This window comes from Nocardioides acrostichi, from assembly GCF_015319165.1.
GTDB lineage: Bacteria > Actinomycetota > Actinomycetes > Propionibacteriales > Nocardioidaceae > Nocardioides > Nocardioides acrostichi.
In genome coordinates, this window is sequence record NZ_JADIVZ010000001.1 from 811,746 (window position 1) to 833,630 (window position 21,885).

The 21,885-nt window shown below is 70.4% G+C and carries 21 protein-coding genes; 17 read left to right on the forward strand and 4 right to left on the reverse strand.

From position 1 onward, the window contains the following. Window positions 1–94: 94 nt before the first annotated feature. A complete protein-coding gene (locus ISG29_RS21505) occupies window positions 95–241 on the reverse strand; it encodes a hypothetical protein (protein ID WP_328827845.1) in 147 nt (48 codons plus the stop codon). A gap of 12 nt (window positions 242–253) precedes the next feature. Between ISG29_RS21505 and ISG29_RS03795 the strand changes: the two genes are divergently transcribed. Both ISG29_RS03795 and ISG29_RS03800 read left to right on the forward strand, forming a co-directional pair. Further along, window positions 254–2,047 carry a helix-turn-helix domain-containing protein gene (locus ISG29_RS03795; protein WP_328827848.1) on the forward strand — a complete coding sequence of 598 codons (1,794 nt, stop codon included), beginning with the start codon at window positions 254–256 and terminating at the stop codon, window positions 2,045–2,047. A gap of 100 nt (window positions 2,048–2,147) precedes the next feature. Then, complete coding sequence (locus ISG29_RS03800) at window positions 2,148–3,287, forward strand: thiolase family protein (RefSeq protein WP_456237955.1); 1,140 nt, start codon at window positions 2,148–2,150, stop codon at window positions 3,285–3,287. 130 nt (window positions 3,288–3,417) lie between these two features. Here the strand turns inward: ISG29_RS03800 and ISG29_RS03805 are convergent, their stop codons facing one another. Then, window positions 3,418–4,185, reverse strand: a complete 768-nt coding sequence (locus ISG29_RS03805; RefSeq protein ID WP_194501976.1) for an enoyl-CoA hydratase-related protein — start codon at window positions 4,183–4,185, stop codon at window positions 3,418–3,420. Between the two features lie 173 nt (window positions 4,186–4,358). Between ISG29_RS03805 and ISG29_RS03810 the strand changes: the two genes are divergently transcribed. From ISG29_RS03810 to ISG29_RS03855, 10 genes are all read left to right on the forward strand, one after another. Beyond that, window positions 4,359–5,651, forward strand: a complete 1,293-nt coding sequence (locus ISG29_RS03810) for an acyl-CoA dehydrogenase family protein (RefSeq protein WP_194501977.1) — start codon at window positions 4,359–4,361, stop codon at window positions 5,649–5,651. 54 nt (window positions 5,652–5,705) lie between these two features. After that, a complete protein-coding gene (locus tag ISG29_RS03815) occupies window positions 5,706–6,614 on the forward strand; it encodes an SMP-30/gluconolactonase/LRE family protein (protein ID WP_194501978.1) in 909 nt (302 codons plus the stop codon). After that, the gene (locus ISG29_RS03820) at window positions 6,611–7,444 is read left to right on the forward strand and encodes an enoyl-CoA hydratase/isomerase family protein (protein WP_194501979.1); all 834 of its coding nucleotides are present in this window, start codon (window positions 6,611–6,613) and stop codon (window positions 7,442–7,444) included. The genes ISG29_RS03815 and ISG29_RS03820 overlap by 4 nt, the downstream gene beginning before the upstream one ends. Continuing rightward, window positions 7,441–8,235, forward strand: coding sequence for an SDR family NAD(P)-dependent oxidoreductase (locus tag ISG29_RS03825; protein ID WP_194501980.1), 795 nt, complete (start codon window positions 7,441–7,443; stop codon window positions 8,233–8,235). Before ISG29_RS03820 ends, ISG29_RS03825 begins: the two co-directional genes overlap by 4 nt. A gap of 11 nt (window positions 8,236–8,246) precedes the next feature. Next, window positions 8,247–9,104: an SDR family NAD(P)-dependent oxidoreductase gene (locus ISG29_RS03830; protein WP_194501981.1), complete on the forward strand. Its 858-nt coding sequence runs from the start codon at window positions 8,247–8,249 to the stop codon at window positions 9,102–9,104. Continuing rightward, window positions 9,089–10,333, forward strand: a complete 1,245-nt coding sequence (locus ISG29_RS03835) for an acyl-CoA dehydrogenase family protein (RefSeq protein WP_194501982.1) — start codon at window positions 9,089–9,091, stop codon at window positions 10,331–10,333. Before ISG29_RS03830 ends, ISG29_RS03835 begins: the two co-directional genes overlap by 16 nt. A 17-nt stretch (window positions 10,334–10,350) precedes the next feature. After that, window positions 10,351–11,127 carry an SDR family oxidoreductase gene (locus ISG29_RS03840; protein ID WP_194502276.1) on the forward strand — a complete coding sequence of 259 codons (777 nt, stop codon included), beginning with the start codon at window positions 10,351–10,353 and terminating at the stop codon, window positions 11,125–11,127. Continuing rightward, on the forward strand, window positions 11,124–12,152 hold the full coding sequence (locus tag ISG29_RS03845; protein ID WP_194501983.1) for a phosphotransferase family protein: 1,029 nt from the start codon (window positions 11,124–11,126) through the stop codon (window positions 12,150–12,152). Before ISG29_RS03840 ends, ISG29_RS03845 begins: the two co-directional genes overlap by 4 nt. A 39-nt stretch (window positions 12,153–12,191) precedes the next feature. Next, window positions 12,192–12,653 (forward strand): MaoC family dehydratase, encoded by a 462-nt coding sequence (locus ISG29_RS03850; RefSeq protein ID WP_194501984.1) that lies wholly within the window; start codon window positions 12,192–12,194, stop codon window positions 12,651–12,653. 71 nt (window positions 12,654–12,724) lie between these two features. Then, on the forward strand, window positions 12,725–13,498 hold the full coding sequence (locus tag ISG29_RS03855; RefSeq protein WP_194501985.1) for an SDR family NAD(P)-dependent oxidoreductase: 774 nt from the start codon (window positions 12,725–12,727) through the stop codon (window positions 13,496–13,498). Between the two features lie 97 nt (window positions 13,499–13,595). Here ISG29_RS03855 and ISG29_RS03860 read toward each other — a convergent pair whose 3' ends face one another. Beyond that, entirely contained in the window at window positions 13,596–14,780 is a 1,185-nt protein-coding gene (locus ISG29_RS03860; RefSeq protein WP_207792658.1) for an excalibur calcium-binding domain-containing protein, read from the reverse strand. Window positions 14,781–14,903: 123 nt separating this feature from the next. Between ISG29_RS03860 and ISG29_RS03865 the strand changes: the two genes are divergently transcribed. Further along, entirely contained in the window at window positions 14,904–16,157 is a 1,254-nt protein-coding gene (locus ISG29_RS03865; RefSeq protein ID WP_328827860.1) for a cysteine desulfurase-like protein, read from the forward strand. A gap of 10 nt (window positions 16,158–16,167) precedes the next feature. Then, window positions 16,168–16,560: a YchJ family protein gene (locus ISG29_RS03870; protein ID WP_194501987.1), complete on the forward strand. Its 393-nt coding sequence runs from the start codon at window positions 16,168–16,170 to the stop codon at window positions 16,558–16,560. Here ISG29_RS03870 and ISG29_RS03875 read toward each other — a convergent pair. Further along, the gene (locus tag ISG29_RS03875; RefSeq protein ID WP_194501988.1) at window positions 16,542–17,834 is read right to left on the reverse strand and encodes an MFS transporter; all 1,293 of its coding nucleotides are present in this window, start codon (window positions 17,832–17,834) and stop codon (window positions 16,542–16,544) included. The genes ISG29_RS03870 and ISG29_RS03875 overlap by 19 nt on opposite strands. Before the next feature lie 66 nt (window positions 17,835–17,900). Between ISG29_RS03875 and ISG29_RS03880 the strand changes: the two genes are divergently transcribed. From ISG29_RS03880 to ISG29_RS03890, 3 genes are all read left to right on the forward strand, one after another. Beyond that, complete coding sequence (locus tag ISG29_RS03880; RefSeq protein ID WP_194501989.1) at window positions 17,901–18,950, forward strand: helix-turn-helix domain-containing protein; 1,050 nt, start codon at window positions 17,901–17,903, stop codon at window positions 18,948–18,950. A 201-nt stretch (window positions 18,951–19,151) separates the two neighbouring features. After that, a complete protein-coding gene (locus ISG29_RS03885; RefSeq protein WP_194501990.1) occupies window positions 19,152–20,432 on the forward strand; it encodes an HNH endonuclease signature motif containing protein in 1,281 nt (426 codons plus the stop codon). A gap of 328 nt (window positions 20,433–20,760) precedes the next feature. Continuing rightward, the gene (locus ISG29_RS03890; RefSeq protein ID WP_194501991.1) at window positions 20,761–21,741 is read left to right on the forward strand and encodes an ADP-ribosylglycohydrolase family protein; all 981 of its coding nucleotides are present in this window, start codon (window positions 20,761–20,763) and stop codon (window positions 21,739–21,741) included. Window positions 21,742–21,885 lie beyond the last annotated feature (144 nt).

The window sequence follows — 21,885 nt, forward strand, 5'->3', positions numbered from 1 at the left end:
CACGTTCTCCTAGGCCTGGCCTACTGTGACGTTGGTTACAGCTAGAGGACGGTAGTGGAGGGCGGAGTTCCACATGAGTGCTGGTCAAGCCCCTTCACGTCGCGACAACTATCGCCCGTGCCCCCCGGGTGCTCGCCTCGACCACCACACTCGGGTTCTCGGCGCTTTCGAGGAGGTCGCCGCGCTCGCCGCCGGTGAGGGCGTCTCCCTCGACGAGATCCTCAGACTCGTCGGGCGTCACCTATGCGAACTGTTGGGTGTCAGCCGGTGCTCGGTGTATCTGCGCATCACCAACGGCCTCTTCCAAGGGCGCGCCGGCTACTGCGCGCGCGAGGGCTGCATCGACAAAAAAGTCAGTCGCCTCGTGTCGGGAGTCCAGGGCGACCAGTTCACCTCGGAGATCGTCCAGGGTGCGACGCCCGTCTTGGTGCAGAACGCCGCGACGGATCCCCGGACCATCCAGAAGACGATGAGGCGCTGGGGGGTGTGCGACATGCTCGGCGTCCCCTTGGTGGTGGGCGAAGAGGTCATCGGCATCATCTACGCCGACTCCCCGGGCCAGCACCACCGCTACCAGGACGCCGACGTCAGTCTGGCGCAGGCCTTCGCCGGCCTCGCGACCTTGGTCGTCGTCCAGAGCTGGAGACGCGAACAGGCCGAGGCTCAGCGCGAGAAGCTGGAACGACGCACCGAGGATCTCGGTCTGCTGCTGACCGTGGGTGATCTGGCGACTCGACTGATCTCAGAACGACGCCCGCTTGCGGACCTGCTGAGGCCGCTGGTCACCATCATTGACAAGCCGGTCGCCGTGCACGATGCCAGCGGAGCGACCGTTGCCTGGGCGGCGCCCCAGCGCGACTCGCTGAAGGCCGCACCCGGCCTGACGCCCGAGGAGTTCGAGTTGCCTTGGGTGGCTCAAGCACTCAGCGAGTGCCCCGAAGACGCCAGTGTCGTCCTCAAGGCGCAGCCGCGGCTTCGGTATCGCCGACTGGTCGTTCCGGTGGTCGTCTCGGACGCCGTGAGCGGCTACCTCGAAGTCTGTGAGCTGGGGCGCCGGCTCACCGCTCGAGACGCCGCCGTGCTGGAACGAGTCGCGCGCACGTACCGGCTCGCCCGCCACGCGGAGCCAGGGGACGGGCAGGCTACCTGCGACAGCTCCGCGTTCCTGTCGGGCCTGCTGTCGCGGCGCGGCGAGCCAGAGTCCCTGCCTGACCGGGCCGAGGCCGTGGGCATCGACCTGACCCATGCCCACGTTTTGCTGCACGTGAGCCAGGTCGTTCCCGACGACCCCAATCTCGGTGGCCGTCGGGAGAGCGTCGCCGACGTGATCGGTCGCGCCGGGGGGAGTTGTGTAGCGCACACGTCCCGGCACGGAGCCGACCTCTTCCTGATCGAGTCCAGCCGACGTGGCGCCGCGGACATCTCGGACGAGGTCGCCGGGGCGGTCGATTCCGCCCTCCGGGCGGTAGAGGCTCGAGGTGAGCAAGTCGGATTCGTCATCGCCTCTCACCCGCTTCGGTCGTTGCAAGAGGTGCCGTCCGCCGCCAGCCGTCTAGAGCAGATCGCCGAGATCCTGGAGAAGGTGCCCAGCGCCGTCAACGCATGGGCTCCTCAGATCGTCCACGAGCGCGACTTGCAACTGGTGCGACTCATCGCCAACCGCGAGGGCCTGCAGGGAGCGGTCCAGGACTCACGAGGCCTGCTGGCCCCGCTCCTGGAGCACGATCGCGTGCACGACTCCCAGCTGGTCACGACCCTGCGGGCCTACCTGGCTGCCCAAGGTCGGATCCGCCCTACCGCGCTGGGGCTGGCCGTGCACGAGAACACCGTGCGCTACCGTCTCGGACGGATCCGAGAGTTGTCGTCCGTCGAGCCGGAGCGGCTCGACTCCCTGCTGGGCGCAGCCGCCGCCTTCCAGATTCTGGATCTGCTGGAGTCGCGCGAGGCCGTGAGCAGTGCGACCGCGTTGCCGCTCTTAGATGATCCTTGTGCAATCGGCCAACAGCCGCCCATGAGCGACGCGCCGACGGTCACGCGCCGGGCCTAGCCTGCCGTCACCGGATCTCTTCCGGTGCGGTCTGAGATGCAGACCGTTGGGCGACCGGAGGTGGTAGCAAGTGTCGGTATCTGGACGTGACGCCGTGATCGTGGGTGCCCTTCGGACTCCCGTGGGGGTAGGCAAGCCTGGCAAAGGTGTGCTGGACCATTGGCATCCGGTCGACTTGTCGGGTGAGCTTCTGGCCGCCCTCGTGGCGCGTGCCGCCATCGATCCGGCCCTGATAGACGACGTCATCTGGGGTTGTGTCACGCAGGTCGGTGAGCAGAGCTCGAACGTCGGCCGCCTCGCGGCTCTGGCGGCGGGCTTTCCCGAGTCAGTGGTGGGCACGACGATCGATCGTCAGTGCGGTTCTTCCCAACAGGCTGTGCATTTCGCCGCCGCCGGCGTCGTGGCAGGTCACTACGACCTGGTCGTCGCCGGAGGCGTTGAGTCGATGTCTCGCGCCCCGATGTTCTCCAACGTGCACGGGGGCGACGGCCCCGTGGGACCGCGGGTCAACCAACGGTTCGACCTGGTGGGCCAGGGGACGAGCGCCGAGCTGATCGCGTCCTCGTGGGGCATCTCGCGCGGAGGGGCCGACGAGTTGGCGGTCCGCTCGCACGAGCGTGCTGCGGCGGCCACCGCAGACGGACTCTTCGAGGCCGAGCTGGTGCCCGTCCCGGGCAAGGACGGACAGCAGGTCCAAGCCGACCAGGGCATCCGTCCCAGCACCTCCCTCGAGACGCTGGCCGCGCTTCGTCCTGCCTTCCGCAGTGACGGCGTCGTGACGGCCGGCAACTCTTCCCAGATCTCCGACGGCGCGGCGGCGCTCCTCATCACCACCAGCGACATCGCGGCTGAACTCGGACTCACGCCCCTCGCCCGCATCCACACGGTCGCGATGGCCGGGGTGGACCCCGTCATGATGCTCACCGGACCGATCCCCGCCACCGCTCGCGTCCTGAGTCGTTCCGGCCTGACGATCGACGACATCGCGGCGTTCGAGGTGAGTGAGGCCTTCGCCCCGGTGGTCGGGGCGTGGCTGCACGAGACCGGAGCAGACCCGCGACTCACGAACCCCATGGGAGGTGCCATGGCGATCGGGCACCCGCTCGGCGCCAGCGGCGCCCGCCTCATGACCACCTTGGTGCATCACCTGGCCCGGACCGGTGGACGCTACGGCCTTCAGACGATGTGCGAGGGCGGCGGAATGGCCAACGCCACCATCATCGAGAACCTGCAGTTGTGAGCGTCGGCCCGGCTCGCCCTGGCCGGAAAGGCGCGGCGGTGCGCGCTCGGTCGACGACCGTCCGGCCGGGGCGCGTACTCGGTGACGGACCAGGAGCTCGACGCGGGTTGCGCCTGTGTTCGACGTGGGCCTAGCGGCCCGTCCAGACCGGCTCGCGCTTCTCCATGAAGGCGCGCGGCCCCTCAGCGAAGTCGGCGGTCAGTTCGATCGCCCGGGAGGCAGCGTCACTGAGCTCCCACAGACGCTCGTGATCCACGGTAGAGGCCTCGACGACGAGTCGGCGGCTGGCCCGGACCGCCAGGGGTGCGTTACGGCAGATCTCCTCGGCCAGGCGGACTGCTCCTGCCTCGGCGTCACCGTCCCCGACGAGACGGTTGACCAGACCTAGGTCGTACGCGCGGCGCGCGTCGATTGGAGAACCCGTCAGCGCCAGCTCCATGGCGATACGCTGAGGAAGCAGACTGGGAAGGCGGATGAGTCCGCCGCCACCTGCGATGAGTGATCGCTTGACCTCGGGTATGCCGAAGGAGGCCTGCTCGCTGGCGACGATGAGATCGCAGGCCAAGGCCAGCTCGCAGCCTCCGGCCAGCGCCGGACCGTCGACGGCAGCGACGAGGGGTGTCTCCCTGGCCAGTCTGGTGATGCCGCCGAAGCCCCCGGCGGCAGTGGACAGACTGTCGAGTCGTCCGGCCGAGATCTCCTTCAGGTCGGCGCCTGCGCAGAACACCGGGCCGGACGCCGACAGAACGCCCATCCAGATCTCGGGGTCGGCGTCGAGGCCACGGACCCAGGACTCCAACGCGGCGGCGGTCTCACCGTCTATCGCGTTGCGCGCCCGGGGCCTGTCCAAGCGGAATACGGACACTCGACCGGCCGCTCGGGCCTCGACATGGACCATGCGCCGAGCATCCTGCCCGGGCCACGGTGAAGGCCACATCGCGCATCGGGCGTCCTGGTGATTCCTCCAAAGCGGACATCGTCCTGTGCTGGACGTTGGCCGCAGACACGCCGCAGGCTCGGGTCGAACGACGGCTCTCAGAAGCCGTTCCCCGACCTGAGCAGGAGGAACCGGTGACCTGGGACTTCTCGACCGATCCCGCCTTCGAGTCCAAGCTGCAGTGGATGCGCGAGTTCGTGCGGGAGGAGATCTACCCGCTCGAGACGCTCCCGCTGACGTGGCACTCGTTCCGGCGGATGATCGAGCCGCTGAAGGAGCAGGTGAAGGCGCAGGGGCTCTGGGCCGCTCATCTCGGACCCGAGCTCGGGGGCCAGGGCTACGGGCAGGTGAAGCTCGGCCTCATGCACGAGATCCTGGGTGGCAGCGAGCTCGCGCCCCCGGCCTTCGGGAACCAGGCGCCCGACTCGGGCAACTCGGAGCTGGTGGCCTTGGCCGGTACCGAGGAGCAGAAGCAGCGCTGGCTGACACCCCTGCTCGCCGGTGACATCTACAGCGCCATCTCGATGACGGAGTCCGGCACCGGCTCGGACCCGCGACAGTTCACGACGCGTGCGGTGCGCGACGGCTCGGATTGGATCCTCCACGGGACGAAGTTCATGGTCGGCAACGCCAACCGCAGCGACGTCCACTTCGTGATGGCCAGGACCGACCTCGACCCGGAGGCGAATCCGTACTCGGCGATGTCGATGTTCATCGTGCCCACCGACCTGCCCGGTGTCTCCTCTCGCTTCCTGGGCACGATGTCGGACCCCGAGGCCCGGGGTGTGGTGCACACCCACGGTGAGGTGACCTACGCCGACGTCCGCCTGCCGGCGGAGTCCCTGCTCGGCGCGGAGGGCGCGGCGTTCACCCTGGCCCAGCAGCGGCTCGGGCCCGGGCGGATCCACCACTGCATGAGGTGGCTCGGTGTCTGCCGACGCGCCTTCGATGCCATGTGCGAGCGCGCCGTGAGCAAGTCGCTGCGTGGCGGGCTGCTCAGCGAGAAGCAGACGATCCAGAACTGGGTGGCCGACTCTGCGGCAGCCATGGAGGCCGCGCGGCTCCTGACATTGAAGACGGCATGGAAGGTCGACACCGAGGGGGTCGCGGCGGCGCGCACCGAGATCGCGATGATCAAGTACTTCGGGGCCACGGTGATGCACGACGTGCTCGACCGGGCCATCCAGATCCACGGCGCTCTGGGCTTCTCCACCGACCTGCCCCTGGAGGAGATGTATCGCTGGTCGCGAGCCGCGCGTATCTACGACGGACCCGACGAGGTCCACCGCATGGTCGTGGCGCGCAATGTCTTGCGTGGCTACACGCCTCGCCCGGTACCGACGGAGCACGTACCCACGCGTCGCGTGAAAGCGATGGAGCGGTTCGCATCCCGACTTGCCGAGCTGCCGCCTGATGCGGGGCGCTGACGTGCGACCGCCCACCTCCCACAACACCCCACCACTGGCGATCGGAGCACCCAGATGACCACCACGCCGAACCGACGTGCAGACGAGTTGACCCTGCTCCACCACGGAGGCAAGGGGCTCATCGAGGGGCCTCGCTACGACAGTCGACTCGGACTCGTGTTCTCCGACGCTCGGCGAGGTGGCGTGTACGCGCTGGACGACCACGGTGACGTCTCGGTCCTCTGGCCCCACCGCCGAGGCATCGGGGGTATCGCCCTCCACGCAGCGGGCGGCATGGTGGTCTCGGGACGCAACCTGGCCTATCGAGACGCTGGCGGCGGCGACACGGTCGTGCTGGTGGAGCAGAGCCCGGAACAGGGCCTGGCGGGTTTCAACGACCTCACGGTGGACAGTCGGGGGCGCGTCTACGTCGGCTCGGTGGCCGAGGTCGCCGTCGACGGCCGCGCGGACGACCCCGACCGCAAGGCCGGCTGTCTCTACCTCATCGGTACCGATGGGACGGCCGAGGTCGTCGCCGACGACATCCAGCTCTCGAATGGTGTCGGCCTGTCTCCAGACGGCGGAACCCTATACATGTCGGACTCCGCACGAGGACACGTGCTGTGCTGGGACGTCGACGCCGACTCCGGGAGGCTCTCTGCTCGCCGCGTCTTCCACTCCCTCACGGCCGGACTCCCCGACGGTCTGGCGGTCGACGAGCACGGGCACGTGTGGGTCACCGCGGCTCGCGCCGGCCAGGTTCTCGAACTGACACCCGACGGGGTTCTGGTCTCCACCATCGAAGTTCCGTCGCCGATGGTCACCAGCGTCGTGTTCGGCGGAGAGGATCTCACTCGGCTTTTCATCGTCACCGGAGCGGAGAGCCCTGAGGATCCGCACGACGCACTGATCCTCAGTCTTGAGCTGTCGGTCCGCGGGATGCAGGTGCCGCGGGCCGAGACCCCGACCCGGGTCGGGCCGTGAGCGACGACGGGGCCCGCGCCCCAGTCTCGCTCATCGTGACCGACGGCGTCGCCACGCTTTTGTTGGACCGACCGGAGAAGAGCCATGCCTGGCTGGGGTCGATGTACCGCACGGCTGCCACCGAGATCGAGGCGCTGGCCGGACGCGTTGACGTCGACGTGCTGATCGTCGACTCGACCGGCGACACCGTGTTCAGCGGCGGCGGAGACCTGGCCGAATTGGCAGCACTGCGTGACGCGGGGGACCGCCGGGCAGTGACGGCGCTGCTGCACGACTTCGAGCGACTCTTGAGGTCGATCCAGGATCTACCGCAGGTGACGATCGCCGCCATCACCGGCTCCGCTCTCGGCGCCGGACTCGAGATTGCCTGCGCGTGCGACCTGAGGGTGGCCTCACGGACAGCCACGCTCGGCATCCCGGCTGCCCGCATCGGCGTCGTCATTGCACGCCCGGATGTCGCGCGACTCGTGAGGGTGGCCGGACCGGCGCTCGCGACCGAGATGCTGCTGTGCGCGCGGATCCTGACCGCTCAGGAGGCGCTCGAGCACGGATTGGTCTCGCGGGTCGTCGACCCGGGCAAGGTGAGGTCCGTCGTGGGTGCCATGGCCACCGAGGTCACCGGCTTCGCGAGCGACGCGGTGCGTGCGATGAAGCAGCACCTCGCTGCTGTGTGCACGCGCTGGGACGAGATGGGAGCCGAGCTCGAGCCCTCGGCCGACGCGCTGCTGTCCCAAGAGCTCGGCCAGCGGGTGGCGCGCCACCTGCGTGGTCTGTCCCGACGTGACGCCGCCGCAGAGGACACCACCCCCGACCCTGGAGTGCCCACATGAACACACGACCCGGACCGACCGACCCGACGTCGACGGGGCAACGTCCCCCTCGGACAGCTCTCGTCACCGGCGGTGGCCGTGGCATCGGAGTGGCGATCGTCGAACGACTCGCGACCAGCGGGATGAAGGTGGTCGTCGCCGACCTGAGGCACGACGAGGCCGTCGCGGTCGCCGAGTCGGTCAAGGCCGCGGGCGGCAGGGCGCTGGCCGTCGAGACAGACGTGACGGACTCCGCCAGCGTCGATGCGGCCGTGGCTCGCGCGGAGGAGGTGTACGGCCCGGTCGAGGTGCTGGTGAACTGCGCCGGTTGGGACGACCTGCAGCTGTTCGTCGACACCGACGAGGACTACTGGGACCGCGTGATCGACATCAACTACAAGGGAGTCCTCCGCACGGTGCGTCGCACCCTGCCTGCGATGAACCGGGCCGGGTGGGGCCGCATCGTCAACGTCGGCTCCGACGCGGGTCGTGTCGGCTCCTCGTTCGAGGCCGTGTACTCAGGCGCCAAGGGTGGCGTCGCGAGCTTCACCAAGACCATCGCCCGCGAGTCGGCTCGCCACGGGGTCACGGCCAACACGGTCTGCCCCGGTCCCACAGACACGCCGCTGGTGCAGGAGAGCATCGCCAGGCGGGGCGACAAGGTCGTCAACGCCATGGTCCGCGCCGTCCCGATGCGGCGTCTGGCAACAACGGCCGAGGTTGCCGAGGCCGTGGGGTTCTTCGCCTCCGAGGGGGCCGGTTTCGTCACGGGGCAGACGCTGTCGGTCAGCGGCGGCCTGGTGATGAGCTGAGTGAACGGGAGATGAGACTTCTCGACCGGGTGGCGGTGGTGACGGGCGCCGCTGCGGGCATCGGCGCGGCCGTGGGACGCGAGCTGCACCGTGAGGGGGCCCGGGTGGTCTTCGCTGACGTGGAGGAGCAGGGTGTCCGTGAGGCGGCGGCGGACCTGTCGGCGGACGGAGGACGCGCCGTCCCGTTCGTCGGTGACGTGTCTCGCGAGGACGACCTGCGGCGGCTGATCGCGTTCGCCGAGTCCACTTTCGGGCCCGTGGACCTCTTTCACGCCAATGCCGCGATCAGCGGTCTGGGTGGGCTGGAGCTAGCCGACAGCGACTGGGAGGCCGCGTGGCAGGTGAACGTCATGGCGCACGTTCGCGCCGCTCGACTGCTCGTGGACGGGTGGGTCGAGCGCGGGTCCGGCTACTTCGTGTCCACGGCCTCGGCCGCCGGCCTGCTCACGCAGCTCGGCGCCGGCCCCTACACCCTCTCCAAGCACGCCGCGGTCGCGTTCGCGGAGTGGCTGTCGGTTACCTACGGCGAGAGCGGCGTGCGCGTCAGCTGTCTGTGTCCACAGGCAGTGGACACGCAGATGTTGGCGACCGCCCACGAGCACACCTCCGCGGGAGCCCTCGGTGCGCGGGCCATCGAGGCATCCGGCGTGGTGGTGACACCCGAGTACGTGGCGGGGTGCGTTGTCGAGGCCATCACGTCTGAGCGCTTCTTGGTTCTCCCGCACCCCGAGGTAGCCGAGTACGCGCTGCGCCGGGCGCAGGACCACGACCGCTGGCTGGCCGGGATGCGTCGCCTCGGGGCACGCCACCGCAGCGACGCGACCACCGACGAAACACACCACCGAGGAGAACGATGGACTTCCAGCTGAGCGCACGAACCCTCGAGCTGCAGGGGAGGCTCTGGTCCTTCATGCTCGACTCTGTCGCCCCCGCCGAGAAGGTATACGCCGAGCAGATGCGGGCCTCCGGCGACCCCCATCACTACCCGGCGGTCATCGACGAGCTCAAGAGCAAGGCTCGTGCCCTCGGGTTGTGGAACCTGTTCCACCCGGACGAGCGCTACGGAGCCGGGCTCACCAACCTGGAGTACGCGACCCTGTGCGAGATCCTCGGGCGTAGCCCGATCGCCCAGGAAGCGACGAACTGCTCGGCTCCGGACACCGGCAATATGGAGGTGCTGTCCATGTTCGGTACCGAGGAGCAGAAGCGCACCTACCTTCAGCCGCTGCTCGAGGGCACGATCCGCTCGGCCTTCGCCATGACCGAGCCGGCCGTCGCCAGCTCCGATGCCACCAACATCAGCACCCGCATCGAGCGAGACGGCGACGAGTACGTCATCAACGGCCGCAAGTGGTGGACCTCTAGCGCGATGCACCCGCACTGCAAGGTCTTGATCCTCATGGGCAAGACCGATCCCACGGCCGACCGGCACCGACAGCAGAGCCAGATTCTGGTGCCGCTCGATACGCCCGGAGTCACCGTCCTGCGCAGCCTGCCCGTCTTCGGGTACCACGACCGTGAGGGGCACGGCGAGGTTGACTTCGACGACGTCCGCGTGCCGGTGGGCAACCTCATCGCCCAGGAGGGTGACGGCTTCGCCATCAGCCAGGCCCGCCTCGGACCGGGGCGCATCCACCACTGCATGAGGGCGATCGGTGCTGCGGAACGAGCACTGGAGCTCATGGTTGCCCGGATGAAGTCCCGCACTACCTTCGGCCAGCCGCTTTCCGCCCGGTCCAACCTGCGTGACTGGGTGGCCGAGTCGCGGGTCGAGATCGAGATGGCGCGCCTGCTGACGCTCAAGGCGGCCTGGATGATGGACACCGTCGGGAATCGCGAGGCGCGGATGGAAATCTCGGCCATCAAGGTGGTCGCTCCGCAGGTGGCCCTTAAGGTCATCGACCGTGCGATTCAGGTGCACGGTGGGGGCGGGCTCAGCGACGACTTCCCCCTGGCCGAGATGTACGCCTACAACCGAACCCTGCGGCTCGCCGACGGTCCTGACGAGGTGCACCGCGAGTCCCTGGCGCGCCAGGAGCTGTCCGCCGACCGAGCCGCCCAGCACGAGGCACTCGCAGTGGCTGGCAGAGAACAGTGAGTAGCCCACAGGCGTCCGTGGCTCGGGCCGGTGGCTCACTCGTCGGGAAGACCGCCGTCGTCACCGGCGCTTCGCGGGGGATCGGGTTGGCCATAGCCGCGCGCCTCGCCAGCCAGGGGGCCAGGGTAGTGCTGACGGCGCGCACGCGGTCAGCCGCTGTCGAGGCCGCGGCATCGATCGAGGGGCAGACTATGGGCTGGGCGGCCCACAGCGCCGACGAGGCGCAGGCACGTGCCTGTCTCGACGCAACCGTGGATCGCTTCGGCTCCATCGACATCCTGGTCAACAACGCCGGCACCAACCCTGCCTACGGGCCGTTGGTGGAGGTCGACCGCGAACGGTTCGCCAAGACGCTCGACGTGAACGTCTGGGCCCCCGTCCTGTGGACGGGCCAGGCGTGGCGTGCCTGGATGCGAGCCCACGGAGGGTGCGTCATCAACACCGCTTCGCTGGGGGCCTACGTCGTGGGCGCCAACCTGGGCGCCTACAACGTGTCCAAGGCCGCTCTGGTTCACGTGACTCGCCAGCTCGCGCTCGAGCTCGCGCCTGGTGTGCGGGTCAACGCCCTCGCGCCCGGAGTGTGCCGGACCAAGCTGGCGTCGACACTGTGGCAGGACCGTGAGGACGACGTCCGGCGCGTCACCCCCCTCGGACGCATCGGCGAGCCGGAGGACGTCGCCGAGGCGGCTCTCTTCCTGACCGAGGCGTCGTGGGTCACGGGACAGACCATCACCGTCGACGGGGGCCAGGTGCTGGTCGCCGCGGTCGGCGGGGACCAGCCGGGGTCTCGGTGACGACGGGGCGCACCGGTCTCGACCCCGGTGCCTTCGCAGACTGGTGGCGCTCCCACGATGCCCGGGTCGAGGCCCCCGTGGCGGTGACGGGGCTCGGCCGCGGCATGTCCAACGTCACGGCGCGCGCCGTCGATGCCCGGGGGCGGGTGGTGGTTCTGCGACGGGCTCCCTTGGGTGCCGTCCTGAAGTCGGCACACGACACGGCCCGCGAGTTCCGCATCCTGCAGGCCCTCGCCGCCACCGAGGTGCCTGCCCCTCGCGCGCTCTTCCTGATCGAGGATCCGCGGGTCGCCGACGTACCCGTGATGGGTATGGAGATGGTCGAGGGCCTCACCATCGACGACGTCGCCACAGCGCGACGACTGGAGGAGGCGCAGCGGGCGCGAGTCGGGGCCAGCGTCGTGGACGCACTGGCACGGCTGCACGACCTCGACCTGAAGGGAGTGGGGTTGGCCGACCTGGCGTCGCACGAGCCCTACGCGCCGCGTCAGCTCAGGCGTTGGCGGCGTCAGATCGCGGACGGTCCGATGCCCGCACCTCCGGGTCTGGTCGAGCTGTCGGAGCGCCTCGGCCGTGCAGTGCCGCCGCAGCACGAGGTGACGCTGGTGCATGCCGACTGCCACCTGGCCAACGTCGCTGTCGACGCGCAGGGACGCGTCGCGGCTCTCTTCGACTGGGAGCTCTGCACGCTGGGCGAACCCCTGGCGGACGTCGGAACCACCTTGGCCTACTGGCCCGAGGCCGGCGACGCGGATCCACCTGGGCCGTACCCCCAGACCACGTTGCCCGGCTTCTCGACACGAGCCGAGCTGGCGCAGCGCTACGAGACGGCCACCGGACGGGACACGGGGGCACTCGCCTTCTGGGAGTGCTTCGGCGCCTGGCGCATCGCAGCGATCTACAAGGGCGTCCTGGAGCGACGCGTCTCGCGCGGAGAGCTTTCCCGAGACCAGGCCCTGGCGGATCCGTTGATCCCCGACATGTTGGCCCGAGCCGCCCGCCCCGCCGCCGAGGCCGGCCTCTGAGTCGCGACCGCCGCCACCACCACGAGCAAGGAGACAAGCATGGGTTCGTTCGTCGTCTCGACCAAGGAGATGGCCGATCTCGCCGAGCAGGATCTCGGCGTCAGTGAATGGCTGGAGGTCTCACGCGACCAGGTCCAGCGATTCGCGGACGCGACCCTCGACCACCAGTGGATCCACCTGGACGAGGAACGTGCCAGGAACGGCCCCTTCGGCACGACCATCGCCCACGGCTACCTGACCCTGGCGCTGGTGCCACGGCTGCTGGACTCCGTCTTGTCGATCAGCGACGAGGTCAGGGGCGTCAACTACGGGTTGGAGCGGGTCCGGTTCACCGCGCCCGTGCCGGTGGGCTCCGCCATCCGGTTGGCGGTGCGCTTCGTCATGGCCGAGACGCGACCCGACGGTGCCATCAGGTACCGCCTCAAACTCGAGGTGCAGCTCGAGGGAGGCGACCGGCCCGTCATGGTGGCCGAGGCTTTGTACCTGTCCTACTCCTCTTGATCCGCGCCGGCCTCGACCCGCCTCGGGGCCTGCGCCCATGCAGACCCAACGAACAACGTCGAAGGAGCATCATGTCTGGTCGATACGACGGTCGCGTCGCCCTGGTCACCGGCGCCGCGCGCGGCATAGGTCGAGCCATCGCGTCCCGCTTCGCAGCGGAGGGGGCCTCCGTGGCCATCGTGGATCTCGATCCTGCCGAAGCCGAGGCGACCGCGGAGACTCTTCCCCTGAGCTCGGGAGCCACGGCCGTGGGCATCTCCGCGGACGTCAGCGACCCCGCCTCCGTCGAGCGCGCCGTAGCCGCGACGGTAGGGAACCTCGGCGCCCTCCACATCGTGGTCAACAACGCCGGGGTGACGCGGGACAACCTGCTGTTCAAGATGAGCGACGACGACTGGGACACGGTCATGGCCGTCCACCTGCGCGGGGCGTTCCTGGTCAGCCGAGCGGCGCAGAGCCACTTCGTCTCCCAGCGCTATGGCAAGATCCTGTGCCTCTCCTCGACCTCGGCCCTGGGGAACCGGGGCCAGGCGAACTACTCCGCGGCCAAGCTGGGCGTGCAGGGCTTCGTGAAGACCCTGGCCATCGAGCTCGGACCCTACGGGGTCAACGTCAACGCGGTGGCCCCCGGGTTCATCGCGACGGAGATGACGGACGCGACGGCCCACAGGCTGAACCTCGACGTCGAGGAGTTTCGGCGCCTCTCGGCGGAGGCCAACCCGGTCCGACGGGTGGGTGCTCCCGAGGACATCGCGTCCGCGGCGGCGTTCTTGTGCAGCGACGAGGCGTCCTACATCTCGGGGCAGACGCTGTACGTCGACGGGGGCCTCAGCACGGGAGTGTGAGGCCTGTGTCTTTCGTGCCCTGCGTCTTTCGTGCCCTGCGTCTTTCGTGCCCTGCGCCTTTCGTGCCCTGCGCCCCTCCCGCAGAGGGACGTCGTGATCAGCGGACGAGGCGACCCATGGGCTCGGTTGGGGCCACAGGGGTGGCCGACACCTCGGGCGTCCTGGTCGACACGTTGCCGTGCACGTCGACACTGTCGACCGTGAACCAGTACACGGTGTCGTTCTCGAGGCCCTCGGCGAGGAACGAGGTCGATGTCGTCTCGGTGAGGAGCGCCCAGTCGGTCGTGTCGGTGCGCATCCAGACCTCGTGGTGGGAGAAATCGGCGGGCGTCGAGCGCGACCAACTGAGAGCGACCGTCCCGTCGCCGGGGCTGGCGACCAGATCGGTCGGCGCTGGGGGAGGGGTGACGTCGACCGCGGTCAGATCCCGTGACCGAGACTTCGCCGAGACGGCACCGTGGTAGCGCGCGGCGACCGCACGGTAGGCGTACCGGCCGAGGGCTGGGCGTACGGAGATCTTCGCCCGGCCGCGACGGTCGACGGCGGTGCGCTCGACTGTGCGCCAGCCGTTGCCCGACCGGACCTGAAGCGTGACCGTGCGGCCCTTGCGGACCGGCGAGGCCTCGATGGTGGCCCGGGTCCGGCGACCCTGAGGCACCTGCGTCTTGGCGAAGTCGAGGGTGACCTTCTGCTGCTGCACCCTCAAGGGCCGTGCCGGGCTGGAAGCGCCGGTGTACTTCGTGGAGCCCTTCGTGACCGTCGTGAGGACTGCGCGCAGCGCCAGGTCGCGTCGAGGGGCCCGGAAGCCCTTCGTCACGGTGCCTGACGGGCTCGTCGTAGCCTTCGCGAAGGCCTTCCAACGGCCGCTGACCCTCTTCTGGATCGTGACGGGACGGCTGATGGCCGGGCTCACCGACACCTTGATCTGGTACCTCTCGCCCGCGATGCGACGGTTCGGGGCGACGCGGAGGGCCACCGCGGAGGACACGACCGTGACCTGGGGCTGCGACGGGGTGCCACCCCCGCCGCCCCCGCCAGGCAGCGTGGTGCCGTAGTAGTAGGGCGCCGGGTTCGACTCGCACGCGATCCCGTCGCCGTCGGCGTCGAGGCCGTTCGGGTCTGAGCTCGGGCCACCGGCCTTGATGAAGAAGATCTGCGCGGCCTTCTGGCTGGGGAAGTCGCTGCAGTTCTTGTCCGCGGCGGAGGCGGTCGGTGCCGCGACGGCGCCGACCGTCGAGGCGAGGGCGGTGGCGAGGAGGAGGGTGGCCAGTTGGCGACGCACAGAGGGCTCCAGAAGAGGTCGATCGGGGTGGGGCGCGAACAAGGTAAAGCCTGGTGACCCACCTCGTCCTCGCTTTGCGGACTCGCCGATCCCGAGTGGCGCTGGTCGCGAGAGGATGCGGGGGTGAGCGAGCAGACATCGATGCCCAGCAGCCAGGCCCCGGACGTCGCGGCCCGGCTGCGTCCGAAGGTGCCGGCCCTGGCCGGTGGGACCGCGTTCTTCGACGGCCCCGGCGGCACGCAGACCCCGGCGCCGGTGGCCGACGCGATCCGCAACGCCCTGACGGCGCCGCTGTCGAACCGCGGCAGCCTGACCACGGCCGCGCGCAACGCCGGCGACATCGTCGACGGGTGTCGGAGCGCCTTGGGTGACCTCCTGGGCGTCGACCTCGACACGGTGGCCTTCGGTCGCAGCATGACGGCGCTGACCTTCGACCTCGCTCGCGCGCTGTCGCGCTCGTGGGGGCCGGGCGACGAGGTCGTCGTCACGCGGCTCGATCACGACGCGAACGTCCGGCCGTGGCTCACAGCCGCTGAGCGTGCCGGGGCGACCGTCCGGTGGGTCGACTTCGACCCCGAGACCGCCGAGCTGGACGCCGCGGAGGTCGCCGCGGTGGTGGGGAAGCGCACGCGACTGGTCGCGGTGACCGCTGCCTCGAACCTCCTCGGCACGATGCCCGACATCCCCGCCATCGCTGAGATCGCCCACGACGTCGGCGCCCTGCTCTACGTCGACGGCGTGCATTACGCGCCACACGCCGTCGTCGACGTGCCGGCGATGGGCGCCGACCTGTTCGCCTGCTCGCCGTACAAGTTCCTGGGGCCGCATTGCGGAGCGGTGACGGGGCGGCCGGAGCTGCTCGCGGCGCTGGAGCCGGACAAGCTCGACGCGTCACCCGCGAGCGTGCCCGAGCGCTTCGAGCTCGGCACCCTGCCCTACGAGCTGATGGCCGGGGTGACCGCGGCCGTCGACGTCATCGCCGGGCTGGGCGCCGGGTCCGACAGCGCCGCGAGCGCGTCACGGCGGAGCCGCCTCGTTGCCGGGATCGAGGCGGTCGAGCGTCACGAGACGGAGCTGCGCACCCACATCGAGGAAGGTCTGCGCGCGATAGACGGCGTCGTCCTGCACGCTCGGGCGGAGCGCCGCACGCCCACGCTGCTCGTCTCCCTCGCCCAGGGGTCGGTGGCTGAGCTCTCCACGTTCTTGGCCGAGCGCGACGTCAATGCCCCCGCCGGCCACTTCTACGCCTTCCGCGCTGCCGAGCGGCTCGGGCTCGGGCGCACGGGCGGGCTGCGGGTCGGGCTGGCCCCCTACAACGACGAGCAGGACGTCGAGCGGCTGCTCGACGGTGTCCGGGCATTCTGCGGAACTCGGTAGCGTGGCCGGGATGAGCCCGTCCCACTCGCTCGTCGCCGATTGCCCCTGCGGATCCGGAGAGCCCCTTGCGGTCTGCTGCCAGCCGCTGCACCGCGGTGCCAGGGCGGCGAGCACCGCCGAGGAGCTCATGCGTTCGCGCTACGCCGCGTTCGCGCTAGGCGAGGTCGGCTACCTGACCCGCACCTGGCACCCCCGCACGCGACCGGTGCCGCTCGACCTCGATGCCACCCAGGACTGGCAGGGTTTGAGCGTCCTCGACGTCGCCGCGGGCGGGGCGGACGACGAGACCGGCGAGGTCGCGTTCGAGGCGTGCTACGAACGGGCCGGGGTGCCGGGGGTGCTGGCCGAGCGCAGCCGCTTCGAGCGGCGACGCGGCCAGTGGGTCTACGTCGACCGGGTGTGAGGGCGCTCGGACGCAGCGACCGGGCGAGCGGGGCCGCATGCGGCATGCCACTCCCGGGCCACGAGGGTGAGGCCGTACCCGACCAGGATCGTTCCCGCGGCGGCGACGGCCGCGGACGCTCCGATGCGGTCGGCCAGCAGGCCGGCGGCAACCGGGCCGACCCCTTGGCCGGTCATGGTCCCGGTGCTCAGCAGCCCGAAGGCCTGCCCCTGCTGGCCGTCGGGAACGGCGTCTAGGAAGTCGCGTTGTCGTCCGAGTTGGTAGGCGAGGCCGGCGCTGCCCAGCGTGAACAGTGCCACCGAGACCAGGCCGGGCGGCTGCAGCAGGGCGGTCGCGAGCCCGACCCCCATCAGGCACACCAGCGGCGCGACCAGGCGCCGTTGCGCTCCCTCCCGGCACCAGCGCCCCACCACGACGTCGCCGATCAGGGCTCCGGCGGGGAAGGCCGCCAGAAGCAGCCCGAGCTGGTGGGGCGCGCGGAGCTGGTCGGCGTAGGGGACCATGAGCGACTCGCCGGCGACGAACAAGGTGGGCGGTACCCAGAACAGGAAGAGGAGCGATCGCACCTGCGGCCGGGCCAAAAGCCGACGATTGGTCCGCCACGAGTCGGACCAGCGCCACCGCGCCACGGGTGAGCTCGCCTCGTGGTCGGCGCCTGGCTCGCGGTCGAGCTGATCGCGCAGGGTCGTCGGGACCAGCAGTACGACGAGGCAGAAGGCGCCCGCACACACCAGCAGCGCGGGCCGGGCACCGCACAGCGATACGAGTGCTCCGCCCACGGCGAGGCCGCCCAGCTGGGCCCCGGAGGCCGCCATGGTGAGCATGGAGCGACCCAGCACGTAGCTCTCGGGGGGCAGGATCCTCGCGGCGGTGGCCGACTGCACGCCCGTGAACAGGGGGCTGGTCGTCGCCACGAGCGCCACGACCGCGATCACGGCTGCGGTCGGCAACGGGGCCGCAGCCAAGATGAACGCAGCCGCCGCGCGCAGTGCGGCCCCGCCGGCGAGGAGCACTCGGGGTGACCATCGGTCGGCCAGCGAGGTGAGTGTGAAGCCGCCGACGACCTGGGGCAGGAAGCCCGCGGCGAAGGTGGTGCTCGCCAGGGTGGCGGACCCGGTCGAGTCGTAGACCAGGACCGAGAGGGCCATCACCTGCAGCGAGGTCGCGGTGATGGTGAGCGTCCACATGGTCAGAAGCCCGGGGAACCCGCGGGCGCGCAGAACTCGGGTGTACGTCGGGCTCGCGGAGCCGGTGTCCGCAGCTGTGTCTGTCACTCGGAGAGCCTCGCGTCGGGGAAGAACGGGCACAATGGATTCGCGCCAGAACGAAAGGAGCGAGCCGTGTTCCGGTTCAAGGTCGAGAGTCACGACCTCGCGGCCAGTCGTTTCGCGCTCTCTCCGTTGATGGAGCTCGACGCCGTGCTGCGACTGCTCGGCGGGCTGAGCGACGCGAGGGGCCGACTGCCACCTGCCGTCCATGAGCGTTTCGAGCGCCGCTACGCGCCACTGCGCGGCGACCCGCTCGTGCAGGCTCTGGAGTTGCTGCGCACCCCTCGGCACGGCGTCACGTTCCTCACGCCGCCGCCGGGCAGCCTCGGCCAGACCGTGGACGACGACGTCGCCCAGGTCCGGGCCACCCCGCCCGAGGTGGCCATCGCGGAGATCGCCGAGGCGCTTGCGCGCAGAGCACGTGGCCGGCACGTGGCCGGTCCCGCGGACGCGGTCGCCCGGTGGGTGGAGTCGCTGCCGGGGGAGAGCCTCGTCGGGCAGCTCGCCGACACCCTGGAGGAGCTGTGGCGATGCGTCGTGGGTCCGGACTGGCCACTGCTGCGGGCCGTCGCGGAACGAGACGTGCTGCACCGCGCCCAGCGGCTGACCAGCGAGGGGTGGGCCGGCGCGCTCGACGACATCCACCCGCGAGTGCGCTGGCGGGCGCCCTACGTCGAGGTGCTGGGGCACCCGGCGGGCACCGTGGATCTCGATGGGCGCGGTCTGCTGCTCGTTCCCTCGGTCTTCGTCACGTCCGGGGTGGCGGTCTACGCCGACCGGCAGTGGCGCGCCGCGCTGGTGTACCCGGCGCGCGGTCACGCGGCCCTCTGGTCGAGTCGTCGGCCACCCGGTGCGGCGGTGGAGCGCCTCCTCGGCCGCGGGAGGGCACGCATCCTCTTGGCCGTCGACACGGGAGCCTCGACCACCCAACTCGCCAGGGAGCTCGAGCTCTCGCCCGCCGGCGTGAGCGCGCACCTCGGCGTGCTCCTCGAGGCCGGACTTCTCACGCGCTCACGGATGGGCCGCACCGTGGTCTACCGACGCAGTCCGCTGGGGGATGCCCTCGCCGCGGCGGGCGACGACGATCCCGTCCCGGGCACGGCCGGCCCCGCGACTGGCTAGGTGGTGGTGGTCAGGGTGGCCCGTGGTGCGCTGAGCTGCCACGAGTTTCCGGGTGACCCGTCACCAGTTTTCAGCTGACCTGCCACGAGTTTCGGCGCCGGCGTGGAGCGAGGTCACGGTTGGGTCACGGTCTTCGGTGGGGCCGCCGGATGGGCGGTTTTCGGGGGTTGGTTGTCGGTGGTCGCGGCTTGACTGGACCACATGAGTTCTCTGGTGGCCGAGCCCCTGATCGCGGGCATGTGGCACCCGCTGGGGCGGGTCGTCGAGCAACTCGACGCTGCCTTGGACGACGCCGAGGGCTTGTCTCTGTGGGGGCTGGACCAGGCCTCGACGGCCGGCGCCTTGTCGGTGTTGACGGCGTTGGAGTCACGCCTGGTCGAGCTGGAGCACCGGGTGCTCGCGCATGCGGGCGAGGTCGTCGTCGCGGACACCACCGGCGCCGTTCAGACCTCGGCGTGGCTCGCCGGCACCGCCCGGTTGACGCGTGCCGAGGCGCGGCGGCGGGTGTGGCTGGCCCACGCCCTCGAACGTTATGGGGCGCTGCGGGCTGCCTTCGCCGACGGGTCTGTGAACCGGGAGCAGGCACCCGTGATCGCCGGCGCCCTGGACGACTTGCCTGACGACCTCGATGCCGATGTGGTGGAGAAGGCCGAGCGGTTCCTGGTCGAGCAGGCAGCGCTGCACGATGCTAGGGATCTGCGGGTGATGGGTCGGCATCTGTTGGAGGTCGTCGACCCCGAACGCGGCGAGCGCGAGGCTGCGAAGAGGCTCGAGGCCGAGGAAGAACAAGCTGCCCAGCGCGCACGGTTGACGATGAGCGACGACGGCCACGGGACCGTGTTCGGACGCTTCCAGCTACCCGCCCTGCACGGTGCGATGTTCAAGAAGGCGTTGGATGCGATCCTCGCACCCGGCCACTGGAACAGCGAAGGGCACGCACCGAAGGCGAACCTGACCACGCCGCAGCAGAACGGTGAAGCACTCTGCGAGCTCCTCGAAACGCTCACCGAGCGGGATCTGCCCACCACCGGCGGCCTCGGCGCGACCGTGGTGGTGACGATGACGCTCGATGCGTTGCGCGGTGGCTTGACCGAGGCCGTGCTTGACACCGGCGACCGGCTCTCCGCGGCCACCGCGCGCAGGTTGGCGTGTGGAGCGAATCTGGTCCCGGTGGTCCTGGATGGTGACGGGGTGCCGCTCGATCTCGGTCGTGGGCAGCGGCTGTACTCCAAGGGCCAACGCCTCGTCCTAGCCGTGCGCGACCGGCACTGCACCGCCGAGGGGTGCGAGACGCCTGCGCACCGGTGCCAGGCGCACCACGACCACCCCTGGTCACAAGGAGGGCCCACCGACCTCGCCGACGGCCGGTTGTTGTGCTGGCGGCACCACCGCATGGTCCACGACCCCGGCTGGGCCTACGAGATACACCGCACCGGCCCACCCGGCACCCGATCCACCATCAGGTTCAGACTCCGCAACTGAGCCGAAGGTGTGGGCGCCGTTCCGTCTGGCCGGGTCGCGACGACGTCCGCTGACGCTCACTGCTCGAGCGCCGTCGTGCCAGGAATGGTGCACTCGACCTCGGCGCCGAGACCGAACCCGCGATGGACCAGATCGTGCTCGCACGGGCGCGCGCGACGGCAGCGCCGAGAGCAGCAGAGCATCGTGGAGCGAGCGCCGTGTCGAACGAGTACGCCGACCGGCCGACACCGTGCTGGCAGGGTGATCACTGCACACGCAGCCGACCGATGTGCTTGCGTCCTCTGGCCGACGGTGGACTGGCGTGCGCAGGAGAAGGGGAACCGGGGACATGGAGCTGACGACGGCACAGTTGGACCGCGCGTGCGGAGTGCTGCTGGCCTCCGCGGTGGGCGACGCGCTGGGCGCGGGGTACGAGTTCGAGAGCGCGCCCTACCCGGGGTGGCCGGCGATGATCGGCGGCGGACTCGGTGGCTTCGCGCCGGGGGAGTGGACCGACGACACGGCTCAGGCGATGGCCATCGCGCACGTCGCCGCCACCGGTGCCGACCTGCGCAGCGTCGAGGCACTCGACTCGATCGCCGAAGGCTTTGCCGCGTGGTTCGCGCCCGGTCCGGCCGATGTCGGGATGCAGACCGCGGCGGTGCTGCGCCACGCCGGCCGCGACGCGACCGCGGCGCAGATGGCGGCGGCCGCGCGCGCCGTCCACGAGAGCAGCGGTCGCTCGGCGGGCAACGGATCGCTCATGCGCACCGCCCCGGTGGCGCTCGCGTACCTCGGCGACCCCGCGGCGCTGGTCGAGGCCGCGACGGCGATCAGCGCTCTGACGCACTTCGACCCGATGGCCGGCGAGGGTGCCGCGCTGTGGAGCCTGATGATCCGGCATGCGGTGGTGCACGCAGAGTTCCCGACCGCGGACGACGTGCTGCCCTCGCTCGGAGACACCACACACGACTGGTCGGCCGTGCTGGCCGAGGCCGAGACCTCGCCGCCGTCGAGGTTCACCCAGAACGCCTGGGTCGTCGGCGCTCTCCAGGCTGCCTGGTCGGCTATCGTGCACACTCCGGTGCCCGGCGATCTGCCCTGCCGTCATCTGCAAGACGCGCTCGCCACGGCGATCGGCATCGGGCACGACACCGACACCGTGGCGGCCATCGCGGGCGCGCTGCTCGGCGCCCGCTGGGGTGCCAGTAGCGTGCCCCAGGAGTGGCAGCAGCCGCTGCACGGCTGGGCGCCGCACTCGCCCGCCACGGTGCGGGCCGACGCGGCCGGGCTCCAGGCGCTGGCCACGCTCACCGTGCGCGGCGGTTGAGTCGGCGCGAGTCCTCGGCCAACCGCTCCTGGGGCCGGGCATCGGGCCGCACGCTCGGGACAGCGATCAGGGCTCGGTTCACGTCGGCACCGGTGAGGACGCCGACCCGAGCGGCCACGATGGGGGTGCGGCTCTGCCCCGCGA